Source organism: Arthrobacter sp. 9MFCol3.1, assembly GCF_000620385.1.
Classification (GTDB): domain Bacteria; phylum Actinomycetota; class Actinomycetes; order Actinomycetales; family Micrococcaceae; genus Arthrobacter.
The window spans coordinates 87,088-100,171 of sequence record NZ_JIBJ01000011.1; the positions used below are offsets into that span (position 1 = coordinate 87,088).

Below are 13,084 nucleotides of genomic sequence, written 5' to 3' on the forward strand. Positions count from 1 at the left end.
TATCTATGGAAACCCGCACGCTCGGAACACTGACCGTCTCGGCCCTGGGATTGGGCTGCATGGGCATGAGCGAGTTCTACGGCCACGGCGAGGACAACGAGTCCATCGCCACCATCCAGGCGTTTCTCGACGCCGGCGGAAGCCTGCTCGACACCGCTGACATGTACGGCCCCTTCACCAATGAAGAGCTGGTGGGCCGGGCCATCGCCGGCCGACGCGACGACGTCGTCCTGGCCACCAAATTCGGCAACGAACGGCGGCCCGACGGATCCTGGGTGGGCATCAACGGCTCGCCCGACTACGTGCGCGCCGCTTGCGATGCCAGCCTGCAGCGGCTGGGCGTGGACCACATCGACCTGTACTACCAGCACAGGGTGGACAAGACCGTCCCGATCGAGGAAACCGTCGGGGCCATGGCTGAGCTGGTCCAGGCCGGCAAGGTCCGGCACCTGGGCCTGTCCGAGGCCAGCGCCGACACCATCCGCCGGGCCCACGCCGTGCACCCCATCAGCGCCCTGCAGACCGAATACTCACTGTGGGAGCGCGAGCCGGAGACCAAGGTCTTCCCGGTCCTCGCCGAGCTCGGCATCGGCTTTGTGCCCTACAGCCCGCTGGGCCGCGGTTTCCTGACCGGCCAGTTCCGCAGCCCCGAGGACTTTGCGGCAGACGATTTCCGCCGGCACTCCCCGCGTTTCCAGGGCGAGAACTTTGACCGCAACCTGCAGCTCGTGGACCGGGTCAAAGAGCTCGCGGACGCGAAGGGCTGCACCCCGGGGCAACTGGCACTGGCCTGGCTGCTGGCCCAGGGCGAGCACATCGTTCCCATCCCGGGCACCAAGAAGGTCGACCGGCTGCGGGAAAACCTGGGCGCTGCCGACGTCGAACTCTCCGCCGAGGACCTGAACCGCCTGGACGAACTGGCTCCGGCCGGGGCGGCAGCCGGAGCGCGGTACCCGCACATGGACTCGATCGACGTCTAAGCCGACCGAAGCGGAACCAAGCAACGCGGGGTCACTTACGGCCCATCCCGGGGCACCGGATGGGCCGTAAGTGACCCCGCGTTGCTTTGGTGGCTAGTGTCCGGACGCGGCGAGCTCGGCCAGCAGCTCGGCCTTGCGTTCCTCGCTCGCGAAGGAGGACCGGATCGAGTTCGCGGCCATCCGGACGCAGTCGAACTCGGACAGGCCGATCACCGATTTCAGCTGCGCGAAGTTGTCGTCCACGTAGCCGCCGAAATACGCCGGGTCGTCCGAGTTCACGCAGACGTTCAGCCCCGCCGCGAGCATCGCCGGCAGCGGGTGCTCCGCCAGGGTGTCCACCGCGCGGAGCCTGACGTTGGACAGCGGGCACACGGTCAGCGGCATGAGCTCGTCCACGAGCCGTTCCACGAGCTCCGGGTCCTCCATGCAGCGGATGCCGTGATCGATCCGCTCAACTTCCAGGAGGTCCAGCGCGTCGATGATGTACGACGGCGGGCCCTCCTCGCCGGCGTGCGCGATCCGGTGCAGCCCGGCGTCCTTGGCCCGGGCGAAGAGCCGCTCGAACTTGGCCGGCGGGTTGCCCACCTCGGCGGAATCGAGCCCGATGCCGGCGATCGGGGCGTCCATGGCAAGCAGCTGCTCCAGAACTTCCAGGGCGGATTCTTCGGTGAGGTCGCGCAGGAAGGCCGCGATCAGGAGGGTGGAGATGCCGAACTCTTCCCGGGAACCGGCCAGCACCGACGCCACGCCGTTGACGCACGTCGCCAGCGGTATCCCGCGGGACAGGTGGGCCTGCGGGTCCAGCATGATCTCGGCATGCCGGACCCCGGCGAGCGCCGCCCGGTTCAGGTAGGCGCGGGTCATGTCGGCGAAGTCCTGCTCCGTCTGCAGCACGGCCATGTTGGCGTAGTACAGGTCCAAAAAGGATTGCAGGTCAGTGAATTCGTAGCGCGAGCGCAACTCGTCCAGGTCCGCATAGGGCAGTTCGATCCCGTTGCGTTCCGCCAGCGCGAAGATCAGCTCCGGTTCCAGGGTTCCCTCGATATGCAGGTGCAGCTCGGCGACCGGGAGCGGAAGGGGTTCGCCGGCCTCCGGCTCGTCCGGTTCGTTCTCCGTAAGTTGAGCCCCGGCGTCGTGTGTTTCCATCCGGTAAGGATATGCCCGGCGCTCCCCGGAGCGGATAGAGTCGAACCAATGCAAAGTAAACAGCATGCTTCCCATGTGCCGCGCCCGGCCGGCCGGGACCTCATTCCTGATCTCGCTCCCGGCAATCCGACGGACGGTTTTGTCCGGGTGCGCGGCGCCCGGGAGAACAACCTGCGCAACGTGGACGTGGACGTGCCCCGCGACGCGATTGTCGCCTTCACCGGCGTCTCCGGCTCCGGCAAGTCCTCCCTCGCCTTCGGCACCATCTATGCCGAGGCGCAGCGTCGCTACTTCGAATCCGTGGCCCCCTACGCCCGCCGGCTCATCCAGCAGGGGCACAACCCCAAGGTGGAAATGATCACCGGGCTGCCGCCCGCCGTCGCGCTCCAGCAGCGCCGCGGGACGCCGAGTTCGCGGTCCACGGTGGGCACCCTCACCACACTGTCCAACTCGCTGCGCATGCTCTTCTCCCGCGCCGGCAGCTATCCGGACGGCGCCAGCCCGCTGGACTCGGACGCGTTTTCGCCGAACACGGCCGCCGGCGCCTGCCCGGAGTGCCACGGCCTGGGGATCGCGCACACCGTCACCGAGTCCTCGCTGGTCCCGGACACCTCGCTGAGCATCCGCGACGGCGCCATCGCCGCCTGGCCCGGGGCCTGGCAGGGCAAGAACCTGCGCGACATCCTGACCCACCTGGGCCACGACGTCGACACCCCCTGGCGAAAGCTGCCCAAGAAAGACCGCGACTGGATCCTGTTCACCGAGGAACAGCCCGTGGTGGAAGTGACGCCCCAGCGCGACCGCGTGGCCAAGCCGTACAAGGGCCGGTTCTGGAGCGCCAAGAGCTACGTGCTGCGTACGCTCACCGATTCCAAGAGCACCACCATGCGCGAGAAGGTGCTGCGCTTCATGGAAACCGGCCCGTGCCCGGTCTGCGGCGGCAGCGGCCTGACTCCGGCCGCGCTCGCCGTCACCTTCGCCGGGCACACCATCGCCGAACTCAACGCCGTCCCCATGACCGAACTGGCGGACATCATCCGCCCCACCACCGAACTCACGGAGGCCGGGACCGCGTCCCGCAAGCAGTCCTCCGGCGAGGGCAACGAGGTGGCCGTCGCCATCACCCGCGACCTCCTGCAGCGCGTCACCGTGCTGCTGGATCTCGGCCTGGGCTACCTGGCGCTGGGCCGGTCCACGCCCACGCTCTCCCCCGGCGAAATGCAACGGCTCCGGATCGCCACCCAGCTCCGCTCCGGGCTGTTCGGCGTGATCTACGTGCTGGACGAGCCCTCCGCCGGGCTGCACCCCGCCGACGCCGAGCCCCTCCTCGCAGTCCTGGACCAGCTCAAGTCCTCCGGCAACTCGGTGTTCGTGGTGGAGCACAACATGGACATCGTCCGCCGCGCCGACTGGCTGGTGGATGTCGGTCCGCGCGCCGGTGAAGGTGGCGGCGAGGTGCTCTACAGCGGCCCCGTGGCCGGCCTCGCCGAGGTGGAGGCGTCCGTGACCCGGCCGTTCCTGTTCCCGGACGGTTCGGCTGGCACGGCCGGTACGGCTGACGGTTCCGGCACTGCGGACGACGGCGATCGCAGCCACAGCGCGGACGACGGCGGCGGTTCCGCCGCCAGCGGCACCCGGCGGGAAGCTGCCGGCTGGCTGGAACTGCGCGACATCAGCCGCCACAACCTGCGCGAACTCGACGCCGACTTCCCGCTCGGCGTGCTGACCGCGGTCACGGGCGTCTCCGGTTCCGGCAAATCCACGCTGGTCAGCCAGGTCCTGGCCGAGGTGGTCGGCGCCAGGCTGCACCCGGAGCCAGACGTTGCCAAGGCCCCCGCGGACCTGGAGGCCGACGCCGGTGAGTCCACCGAGCCGCTCAGTGTCGGACCGGTCTCGGGCCTCGACCAGCTGGACCGGCTCGTCAAGGTGGACCAGAAACCGATCGGCCGCACTCCGCGCTCCAACCTCGCCACCTACACCGGCCTCTTCGACGCAGTGCGCAAGGAATTCGCGGCCACGGACGAGGCCAGGGCGCGGGGCTTCGGCGCCGGCCGCTTCTCCTTCAACGTTGCCGGCGGCCGCTGCGAGACCTGCCAGGGTGAGGGCTTCGTCGCCGTCGAACTGCTGTTCCTGCCCGGCAGCTACGGCCCTTGCCCCGAGTGCGATGGCTCGCGCTACAACCCGGAAACCCTTGAGGTGACATACCAGGGCAAGAACGTGGCGGAGGTGCTGGGCCTGACGGTCAACGCCGCCGCCGAGTTCCTCGACGGGGTGCCGGCCGCGGCGCGCAGCCTGCAAACGCTGCGCGAGGTGGGCCTGGGCTATCTCCGCCTCGGCCAGCCGGCCACTGAGCTCTCCGGCGGTGAGGCCCAGCGCATCAAACTGGCCACAGAGCTGCAGCGTGCCCAGCGCGGCCATTCCCTCTACCTGCTGGACGAGCCCACCACCGGCCTGCACCCGGCCGATGTCCAGCTCCTCATGGCCCAACTGCACCGGCTCGTGGACGCCGGGAACACCGTCATTGTGGTGGAACACGACATGGATGTGGTGGCCGCGGCGGACTGGGTGATCGATCTCGGCCCGGCCGGCGGGGACGCGGGCGGCGAGATCGTGGCGATCGGGACTCCCGCCGCCGTCGCGCGCTCCACGGCGAGCCGGACCGCTCCGTACTTGGCCGCAATGCTCGGAAGCTGATTCACGCGAGTATGGTCGCAGGCGTCGGCCTCAGCGCGGACCGGATGATAACGGCAGAAGCAGCCAAAGTAACGTCTTGATAACGGCCCGGGGCTGACTTAGCCTAGTGTCCATGCCCGGCAACCGGGTATTGCATGCCCGGTGCTACCACCACCAGATACTGCCCGACCGGTAGACACCGCTATGACCTCTATTGTCAGGGGCGGGCAGTGGCGTAATAACGTCCGGGGACGGACCGAGCGCTGGTGGGCCTCAGGAGCATCTAAACCATGAAGAAATCAACCTATGGCACTGCCGCGCGCCGCGGCATCACTTTTGCGGCCGTCTCAATTGCAGGCGTCGCTCTGTCCGCCTCGGCCGCTAACGCGGCCGTACCAACCACAGCCCCTGCCTCCACGTGGGATTCACTGGCCCAATGCGAAAGTGGCGGGAATTGGGCCACCAACACAGGAAACGGATACGCGGGCGGGCTGCAATTCAGCGCCAGCACCTGGGCGGCCCATGGCGGCACGGGGTCCCCTGCCAATGCCAGCCGTGCGCAGCAGATCGCCGTGGCCGAGAGAGTGCAGGCCAGCCAAGGCTGGGGCGCGTGGCCAGCATGCGCCGCCAAGCTCGGCCTGCGCGGTGGCGCCGCGGTTCCGCAGAGCGCGGCCACATCACGACAGCCCGCCGCGATTCCCGTCGCAGCCAAGGCTCCCGCCAGATACGCCCCCAAGGCAGCCGTGCCTGCACCCCGGCACGTTGCACCGGTATCCGTAAGTGGCCAGACCTACACCATCCGGAGCGGCGAAACCCTGAGCACGATCGCCGCGAAGCTCAACATCTCGGGGGGCTGGCTCGCGCTGGCCGAAGCCAACGCGGCGACCATCAGCAACCCGCATCTGGTGTTCCCGGGCCAGGTGCTGCAACTGCCCGCATAGGGCGGTTACGGCACGTGGCGTATAGCAAGCCACACAGCACGACGCCGGAGCGATCCCGCAAGGGGACGCTCCGGCGTCGTGGTGCTTCAGTGAGCCGTGGGTTGAGCCGAGGGTTGAGCCGTGCGGGCTCAGGCGGCCTGTGGGATTTCGCGGATAATCCGCACCTTCCAGGCAGCGTCGTCGCTCGTGTCCAGCAGGGCAACTGTGCCCATGGCCAGGTGCAGCGCTACCCGTTTGGCGGCGAGGAGCTCAAGGTAAAGGCTTTCGTTCATCCGGGCCGGGGCGTCAATGACGTACTTCACGGCGTCGCGGACTTTGCGGTAGTTGGCGCTGCGCTCGCGGTGCAGGTGCAATTCCAGCATCCTGCGCTGCTTGATCCTTGGCTCGTGGCGGTTCAGCCAGGACACCGCGGCGTGAACGGCTACCACCAGGGTCAGTGAGATGACGTAGATCTCCCAGCCACTCGAGAGCAGGAACAGGGGCAGGTTGGCGATCGCCACGGCGGCGATGAAGAGGCGGAGGGCCACCAGGCGCCGCATGGTGAGGGCCACGGAAGCCATGGCGGCTCGGAACCCGCGCTGCTCGTCGCGGGCGGCAACCGGATCCAGTGTGAATTCCTCCAGCACCACTATTCCGTGGGCGTCGGGGCTGAGCATTTGTCCATACTTGGGCACGAACGGCGCCGGTGCCACACTTGCTGTTCGTGGCTCTGCGGTAAAGGGCAGTGCTGTGATGGGCTCCGTAAGCGATGATTCTGCAGAATTAGGCATGGGCGTGTCTTCCGTGGCGGCGGGAGTGGTTCATGTTATTTTAGCGGCTCCCCGGCGCGCTTGTCTGCCCTGTTCCGGCATGTGAGCACGCTCACCGGCCGCCCCAGCAATTGGCGCATTTGGTCCGTGGCCTCAAACTGGAGAGATGCAGACTTTCCTCCCCTTCCCCGATTTCCAGCAGAGCGCCGCGGTTTTGGACCGTGTGCGGCTCGGCAAGCAGCGCGTCGAAGCGCTGCAGATCCTGCGTGCGCTGGTGATCCCGGAGTACGGCTGGCAGTCTCACCCGGCGATCCGGATGTGGATGGGGTACGTTCCTGCGCTGACCATGTACGGCCTGGCCATGGTGGATGAATGGACGGCCCGCGGCGGCGAGGACACCACGCGCGAGAAGATCATGGAGTTCGCCCCGCAGGCGGCCCACCCCGACTACGCCGCCAAGATCCCGATGCCTCCATGGCTGGGCAATGAGGATTTCCACCTCAGCCACCGGTCCCGGCTGATCGCCAAGGATCCGAGGTTCTATACAGAGGTCTTTCCGGGAACGGACCCGGACCTGGAGTACATCTGGCCCGAACCGAAGCACGAGTTGGTGCCCGAGGATCCTGCCGGGGACCGCATGTGGGTCCTGCGCCTGCCCCTGGGCGACACCGAGCCCGCACAACTGAAGACCGTCAGCCTGCCACCGGTTGGCCGCAGCAAGGCCCCCGCGGACGACGACTACCAGTTCGTCTACGCCGACTCGGGCTCCCGCCGTCCCGGCAAGGTGCGCAAGCTGCCCCCGAAGCAGCTCGTCAAGAAGCCCACGCGCAAGCGCCAGCAGCAGGAAGAGGCGTTCACCACCCTGCCCGGCAACTCCGTGGTTGCCATCCCGGTCAACGACGGCGCCGCCTTCGCCGTCGGCAAGGTCCTGGGCCGCCCGATCACGGTTGATGGCCAGTTCGCGCGCAACTTCCAGGTCGACGAGATCGTGGACCGCTCCGCCTTCGATTACCCTGCACTGATGCAGGACCCGCGGGCCTTCTTCCCGATCCCGGCGAGGTAGCCAAAGGGCCGGCGGAGTGTGCCGGCATGCGGTTGGCCGGCACCCGGTTCGCCGACACACGGTTCAGCAGGTGACCGATTGTTGCAGTTCCGGCCCGGTCCAAAGGCCTACCCGGGCGGAGAACGTGAACGTGTAGGTTCCCTTGCCGTTGCCCTTGCTGAGAACCTTGACCTCATTCGTGGTGTCCTCGGGGGCAATCTCGGTCACTGCTTGGGGCCCGGTGGGAGACGTCAACGTCGCCGTATACGCCGTTGCCCGGGCCACAGCGGCGAAGCCCGTGAAACTGATGGCTGCACCCTTCTTCCCCTGGATGGTGGTGCATTCCAGCGTGCCGTTGATGGAAGCCGGTGCCGGGACCGTGTAGGTTCCCACGTTCAGGGCGGCTGTGGTTCGGGCCGTAAACGCCGCGGAGGCCAGCCCGGGAGCACCCAGCAACAGGGCCACCGCCAGAGGGGCGGCCAGCAGCCCGGACCGATGAGCCAACCACCCGGGCGAGACCCGCGGGGCTGCCGCAGAGGGCTTGGCGAGGTTCACTGGTGGCACTTTCTCTCCGGGCAGTTGGTCGTTGCTTCAACTCTGACAGCCGAGCTTCAACACCGGGCCGGGTTAAACTTCAACTTTTGCTCAAGAAAACCTGTTAGCCTGAACTCCACTGTTACGCCTGTGGCTTGTGTCACACCCCGTGGCGCATGGGGTGGTTGCTACTCACGGGTCTCTTGGTCTTAGAAGCTGGGGTTACGTTGGATTCACAGGGTCAGCTCCGCGCTGTGGTTGTAGATGGCGACGACGACGTTCGACTCCTCATCTGCCGGACACTTCAGTTGCAGGGCTTCGCTGTTTTTGCGGCCGGTTCCGGAGCCGAAGGCCTCGTGAAGATCCAGGAACACCGCCCGGACCTTGTCACGCTGGAGCTCGACCTTCCAGATTTGGACGGCGTGGAGGTGTGCCGCCGGCTGCGCAAATTCTCCGACGCCTACGTCGTCATGATCACGGCCCGGTCGGACGAGATCGACGAGGTGATGGGACTGGAGATCGGAGCGGATGATTTCATTCGCAAGCCGTTCAGCCCGCGCTCAGTCCAGGCCCGGGTGACGGCAGTGATGCGGCGCCACCGGCCAACCGCGCAACGCCCCACGCCGCGGCGCCGCGCAACGGATTTCATGCCTGCCGCTTTCACACCGGCCGCGCCCGGCGACTCGGCGCACGGCGACACAGCGTCCGGTACGCCCGGGGCGCCCGGCGTTCCCGGGGCGCCTCCCCGCCGTCGTGCGAGCGACGGCGGCGCCGTGCCCCCGGTGTCCTTGCCGGCCAGCGCCGCAGCGTCCGCAGCGTCCGCGGCGACCGCAGCCACAGGTTCCGGCTTCCGGCACGCAGATGCCAACGGCGTCCTCAAGCACGGCCCGCTGGTTGTCGAGGCAGAAGGCCGCGTGGCGTCCCTTCATGGTGTCGAACTGGAATTGACGCGCACCGAATTTGATCTCCTGGAGGCCTTGGCCGGGGCACCGCGTCGGGTGTGGACCCGGAAGGCCCTGTTGACCCAGGTCTGGGGCAACGAATGGCCCCGGGAGGAGCACCTCGTGGAGGTGCACGTCGGCAACTTGCGCAAGAAGCTTGGCGACAAAGGCCGCGAACCGCGGTTCATCCGCACGGTGCGCGGCGTTGGCTACCGCATGGCGCCGGTGGAAGCAGCGGGCAATCCCGCCGACCTGCGCGGAATCCAGGATCACGCCTCCGCCGGTTAGCGCGGCTTCCGCCAGATCGCCGTCAGTACGACGACGACGAACAGGGCAGAGGCGCCGTAGAGGAGTACCGACTGGGCAAGCGGCTCACGCAACGCCCTGATGCCGTGGCCCAGGTACGGCACTATTCCGGCCTGCGTATAGACGTAGTCCTCAGACAACACCGCAGTCCACGGGTCGGGCCCGGGGTTGGCGTCACCCCTGGTGGTCACCGACGTCGCGCCGGCGTCGTCGCGTTTGATGCTGGCCACCCGGTGGGTTTCAATCCGGTGATCGTCAATGGGGATGCTGTAGGTGATGACGTCGCCGACCTTCAGTTCGGAGACCGGCGTCCTCACGCTGACGACGACGTCCCCCGGGTTGATCCCCGGCGACATGCTCCCCGTGAGCATGGTGGACGTCTGGTAGTTCAGGAAACGCGGCCCGACGGCGAGGAAGAGGAATACCAAGGCAGCGGCGACGAGGAGGGCTGTGAGCACCGCACTCCCGGCGGCACCAACCGCCTTGGACAACAGGCGCCCGCGGGCCGGCGGCACCGGTTGGGCTCGACGTCGTCCGCGGCTGGAAACGGAATGGTCCTGGACCGGACCGCCCTGCACGGGGCCGTCTGCTGACGGGAGGTCGGCGGAGTCCCTTGAATCTGCGGTGATTGCTGCGCTCACGGGACGGTACCTCCTGTCGGCGTTGCTGGTAAGGGTAAAACCGGGGGCTCAGTACGGCCGAGACCAGGCCACACTGAGCCCCCGAGCATGGCCTACTTGGCGCCCGCCTGGCGGAAGGTGGCATCGAAACTGAACTTGATGGAGCTGTTCTTGCCCTGGAAGGTGTTGTCCGCCGAGGCCGGAACAGACATGGTGACGCGAAGGAAGTCGGTGCTGCCTGCAGTCAGGGACTTCAGCGTATTCGGCAGCGCATAGACCCCGACCACCCGGCGAAGGGACAGGACAGTGGTGGGAGCGCCAGCCGAGCACGTGTAGGTGAAGGACGGGGACGCCCCGGCTTCAGTCCACGCCACCGGACAGCTCTCAATCAGCAGCTGCAGGCCGTTCGTGGCGTCGGTGTCCAGGATGGACGACGTCGTGGCGGTGGTGGTGAGGGTAAGCCCCGTCAGGTTCTGGTCGCCGTTGTTGACCAGGGTGATAGCGCGCTGCATGGAGTCGCCCGGAATGGTTCCTGTGGCAGCCACGTTGAGCCGGTCGTTGGTGCCGCCGGCCAGGTTCACGGTGGCGGAATTGACCGCCGCGGAAGCCGACGTGCTGGCGGTGAAGCCACCGTAGGTACCCATCCCGGCCACGCCGGCGGCTGCGGCGAGGAGTGCTGCGGAAGCAAGAACCTTGCTGGAGGTGGAATTGAGGTTGAGACCCATCAGAGTTCCGTTTCGTGGGGCCGGCCGTGGCTGGCCGGGCGACGTATGTGGCATCCGCCAGCCCCTGGCTGACCCTTACAACGATGCCCGGACACCTTCAAGGCAAGGCTGCAGCGGGGGACAAGATCACTTCAAGATTTCCTCAAGCCTGTCCGTGGCGCTTCCCGAAGGCTGGCAGACTGGCTTCATGACTGTTCTGCTGGCCGGTTGCGGCGATCTAGGCACCGAGGCCGGGCTGCGTTTCGCGGCGGCCGGCCACCGCGTGGTGGGGTGGCGTCGCTCGCCGGAGAAACTCCCGGCCGCCATCGAGGGAGTAGCCGCTGACCTGGGCTCCGCCGAGCTGCCGCCCATCCCGGCGGACACCACCGCCGTCGTCGTCGCGATTGCCGCGGATTCCCCGACCGAGGAGGCTTACCGTGCCGCCTACGTGGACGGGCTGTCGAACGTCCTGGACGCGGTCCTCGCCTCCGGGGCAAGCGTCCGCCGGGTCCTGTTTGTGTCCTCGACCGCCGTCTACGGCGACGCCGGCGGCGGCTGGATTGATGAACGCACGACGCCGGAACCCGGCGGGTTCTCGGGCCGCATCATCCGCGAAGCAGAGGAACTCCTCCACAGCCGACTGCGCGGCACCGGCATCACCCCCGTGGTGCTGCGGCTCGGCGGAATCTACGGCCCCGGCCGGACGCGGCTGATCGACCAGGTGCGCAGTGGAACCGCGGTCATTCCTGCCGCGTCGCGTTTCACCAACCGGATCCACCGCGACGACGCCGCCGCCGCGATCGTCCACCTGTGCACCATGGGCACGGTTCCGGCGCCGGTCTATCTGGGCGTGGACAATGAACCGGCCGAACTCGGCGACGTGCTGGATTTCCTGGCCACGGAGCTGGGTCTCCCCCGGCCTCCGTCGGAGTCCGCTGGTGCGGTTGCGGGCGGCGAAGCGGCGGGCGCATCGGCGTCGGGCGGCAAAGCGGCGGGCGGCGAACCCTCCCGCGGCGGAAATAAGCGGGCCAGTAACGGGCTGCTCCGCAGCACCGGTTTCGACTTTCAGTACCCCAGTTTCCGAGAAGGCTACCGCGCTGTTCTCGCCGGGGTTGGCGCCCGGCACCCATAAAGTCCTGTTGTGAACGTCGCCGTCTATTTCTCCGAGGGGAACCATGGAAATTCAGCACATCATTGAGACGGCCGGCAGCCTTATGGACTTCGCCGGGGTGGCCGTCATGGTGCTCGGCGCCCTCGTGTCCGTTCCGATGGCGCTGCGCGGATTCCGGCCCAGGCGCCTGCCGGCGGGTTCCGCGCCGCTGTCCTTCTACCGTTCGTACCGGCAACTGCTGGGACGCTCCATCCTCCTCGGGCTGGAGTTGCTGGTTGCGGCCGACATCATCCGGTCTGTCGCGATCACACCAACCTTCGAGAGCGTCGGCGTGCTGGCCATTATCGTGCTGATTCGGACGTTCCTGAGTTTCTCACTCGAATTGGAAATCTCCGGACGCTGGCCCTGGCAGAGTCAGCGCGAAGGTTCCGCTGCCGCGCCGGCGGCCGGCTGAACCCTTTCGAGTGTCGGCGGCTCCAGTTAGGCTCGGGGCATGACAGACAACGCACGTTCTCTTGCCCCCAAAGCCACCGAACTGCTCCGTCTCCATCACGCACCGGAAATTCTTCAAGTCATCAACGTCTGGGATGCCATCACCGCGAAAGTGGTTGCCGACGTTCCGGGGACGAAGGCGTTGGCCACGGCCAGCCATTCCATCGCTGCGTCCCGCGGCTACGAAGACGGCGAGAACATCCCGCTGGAGGAAATGATCGCCGCCGTCGGGGTGATTGCCGCCGCCACGTCGCTGCCCGTCAGCGCTGACCTTGAAGCGGGATACGGAAATCCCGGCGAAACGGTACGCAAGGCCATTGGCGCCGGCGCCGTCGGGGCAAACATCGAAGACCAAATGCGCCCGCTCGCCGATGCCGTGGAACAGATGATCGCTGCCATCCGCGCCGCCGAGGCCGAGGGCATCGACTTCGTCCTCAACGCCCGCACCGACGCCTTCTTGAAGGGCAAGGACCGGGACCCTGCTGCGGTACTTGCCGACGCCATTGAGCGCGGCCGGGCCTTCCTCGACGTCGGCGCGACCACGGTGTTCGTGCCGGGCCTGCTGGACGAGCCGACTGTCACCGCGTTGGTGGAAGGAATTGGGTGGAACAAGGTCTCGGTCATCAATGTGCCCGGATCCCTGGCCCCGGCCAAATTGCAGGACCTTGGCGTGGCGCGCGTTTCCTACGGCCCGTGGACCCAGCGCGTGGCGCTGACGGCGCTGGCCGATGCGACGGCGGCGCTGCTGGCCGGCGGAGCCCTTCCGGAAGGCACCCGGGCACTGAACTGACCTGCGTCCGCGAACCTTCAGCCGATGCCAACTGACTCTCACCGTGCGGCCGATC

At 67.5% G+C, this 13,084-nt stretch carries 14 protein-coding genes; 8 read left to right on the plus strand and 6 right to left on the minus strand.

The genetic code is table 11. The annotated features are described in order from the left end of the window. The first annotated feature begins 5 nt into the window (after positions 1 to 5). On the plus strand, positions 6 to 980 hold the full coding sequence (locus tag C560_RS0112910) for an aldo/keto reductase (protein WP_026538528.1): 975 nt from the start codon (positions 6 to 8) through the stop codon (positions 978 to 980). A 93-nt stretch (positions 981 to 1,073) separates the two neighbouring features. Here the strand turns inward: C560_RS0112910 and C560_RS0112915 are convergent, their stop codons facing one another. Continuing rightward, positions 1,074 to 2,126, minus strand: coding sequence for an adenosine deaminase (locus C560_RS0112915; protein WP_026538529.1), 1,053 nt, complete (start codon positions 2,124 to 2,126; stop codon positions 1,074 to 1,076). Between the two features lie 48 nt (positions 2,127 to 2,174). Between C560_RS0112915 and C560_RS0112920 the strand changes: the two genes are divergently transcribed. Next, complete coding sequence (locus tag C560_RS0112920; protein ID WP_026538530.1) at positions 2,175 to 4,820, plus strand: excinuclease ABC subunit UvrA; 2,646 nt, start codon at positions 2,175 to 2,177, stop codon at positions 4,818 to 4,820. Positions 4,821 to 5,089: 269 nt separating this feature from the next. Further along, positions 5,090 to 5,740, plus strand: coding sequence for a LysM peptidoglycan-binding domain-containing protein (locus C560_RS0112925; RefSeq protein ID WP_026538531.1), 651 nt, complete (start codon positions 5,090 to 5,092; stop codon positions 5,738 to 5,740). 128 nt (positions 5,741 to 5,868) lie between these two features. Here the strand turns inward: C560_RS0112925 and C560_RS0112930 are convergent, their stop codons facing one another. After that, on the minus strand, positions 5,869 to 6,396 hold the full coding sequence (locus C560_RS0112930; protein ID WP_043423076.1) for a hypothetical protein: 528 nt from the start codon (positions 6,394 to 6,396) through the stop codon (positions 5,869 to 5,871). A 259-nt stretch (positions 6,397 to 6,655) separates the two neighbouring features. Between C560_RS0112930 and C560_RS0112935 the strand changes: the two genes are divergently transcribed. After that, the gene (locus tag C560_RS0112935) at positions 6,656 to 7,552 is read left to right on the plus strand and encodes an MSMEG_6728 family protein (RefSeq protein ID WP_026538533.1); all 897 of its coding nucleotides are present in this window, start codon (positions 6,656 to 6,658) and stop codon (positions 7,550 to 7,552) included. A gap of 63 nt (positions 7,553 to 7,615) precedes the next feature. Here C560_RS0112935 and C560_RS0112940 read toward each other — a convergent pair whose 3' ends face one another. Together C560_RS0112940 and C560_RS23845 are read right to left on the minus strand one after the other, a co-directional pair. Further along, a complete protein-coding gene (locus C560_RS0112940) occupies positions 7,616 to 8,086 on the minus strand; it encodes a hypothetical protein (RefSeq protein WP_026538534.1) in 471 nt (156 codons plus the stop codon). Between the two features lie 212 nt (positions 8,087 to 8,298). After that, on the minus strand, positions 8,299 to 8,439 hold the full coding sequence (locus C560_RS23845) for a hypothetical protein (RefSeq protein WP_231494345.1): 141 nt from the start codon (positions 8,437 to 8,439) through the stop codon (positions 8,299 to 8,301). On the opposite strand from C560_RS23845, the gene C560_RS21800 reads away from it, so the two are divergent. Then, positions 8,374 to 9,294, plus strand: coding sequence for a response regulator transcription factor (locus tag C560_RS21800; RefSeq protein WP_231494343.1), 921 nt, complete (start codon positions 8,374 to 8,376; stop codon positions 9,292 to 9,294). The two genes, C560_RS23845 and C560_RS21800, sit on opposite strands and share 66 nt — an antisense overlap. Here C560_RS21800 and C560_RS0112950 read toward each other — a convergent pair. Then, complete coding sequence (locus tag C560_RS0112950) at positions 9,291 to 9,953, minus strand: signal peptidase I (protein ID WP_231494340.1); 663 nt, start codon at positions 9,951 to 9,953, stop codon at positions 9,291 to 9,293. The two genes, C560_RS21800 and C560_RS0112950, sit on opposite strands and share 4 nt — an antisense overlap. A 92-nt stretch (positions 9,954 to 10,045) precedes the next feature. Beyond that, entirely contained in the window at positions 10,046 to 10,657 is a 612-nt protein-coding gene (locus C560_RS0112955; protein WP_026538536.1) for a TasA family protein, read from the minus strand. A gap of 187 nt (positions 10,658 to 10,844) precedes the next feature. Between C560_RS0112955 and C560_RS0112960 the strand changes: the two genes are divergently transcribed. The 3 genes from C560_RS0112960 to C560_RS0112970 are packed head-to-tail and all read left to right on the plus strand — an operon-like array spanning position 10,845 to position 13,029. Next, positions 10,845 to 11,768, plus strand: a complete 924-nt coding sequence (locus C560_RS0112960) for an SDR family oxidoreductase (protein WP_026538537.1) — start codon at positions 10,845 to 10,847, stop codon at positions 11,766 to 11,768. Between the two features lie 43 nt (positions 11,769 to 11,811). After that, a complete protein-coding gene (locus tag C560_RS0112965; protein WP_026538538.1) occupies positions 11,812 to 12,201 on the plus strand; it encodes a DUF1622 domain-containing protein in 390 nt (129 codons plus the stop codon). A 39-nt stretch (positions 12,202 to 12,240) separates the two neighbouring features. Beyond that, on the plus strand, positions 12,241 to 13,029 hold the full coding sequence (locus C560_RS0112970; protein ID WP_026538539.1) for an isocitrate lyase/PEP mutase family protein: 789 nt from the start codon (positions 12,241 to 12,243) through the stop codon (positions 13,027 to 13,029). Positions 13,030 to 13,084 lie beyond the last annotated feature (55 nt).

Excerpts from the sequence above, each read along its gene's own strand:
- C560_RS0112965 (WP_026538538.1), top strand. The coding sequence starts at position 11,812 with ATGGAAATTCAGCACATCATTGAGACGGCCGGCAGCCTTATGGACTTC.
- C560_RS0112930 (WP_043423076.1), bottom strand. The coding sequence starts at position 6,396 with ATGCTCAGCCCCGACGCCCACGGAATAGTGGTGCTGGAGGAATTCACA.
- C560_RS0112955 (WP_026538536.1), bottom strand. The coding sequence starts at position 10,657 with ATGGGTCTCAACCTCAATTCCACCTCCAGCAAGGTTCTTGCTTCCGCA.
- C560_RS0112920 (WP_026538530.1), top strand. The coding sequence starts at position 2,175 with ATGCAAAGTAAACAGCATGCTTCCCATGTGCCGCGCCCGGCCGGCCGG.
- C560_RS0112970 (WP_026538539.1), top strand. The coding sequence starts at position 12,241 with ATGACAGACAACGCACGTTCTCTTGCCCCCAAAGCCACCGAACTGCTC.
- C560_RS0112910 (WP_026538528.1), top strand. The coding sequence starts at position 6 with ATGGAAACCCGCACGCTCGGAACACTGACCGTCTCGGCCCTGGGATTG.
- C560_RS0112925 (WP_026538531.1), top strand. The coding sequence starts at position 5,090 with ATGAAGAAATCAACCTATGGCACTGCCGCGCGCCGCGGCATCACTTTT.
- C560_RS0112960 (WP_026538537.1), top strand. The coding sequence starts at position 10,845 with ATGACTGTTCTGCTGGCCGGTTGCGGCGATCTAGGCACCGAGGCCGGG.
- C560_RS0112915 (WP_026538529.1), bottom strand. The coding sequence starts at position 2,126 with ATGGAAACACACGACGCCGGGGCTCAACTTACGGAGAACGAACCGGAC.
- C560_RS0112935 (WP_026538533.1), top strand. The coding sequence starts at position 6,656 with ATGCAGACTTTCCTCCCCTTCCCCGATTTCCAGCAGAGCGCCGCGGTT.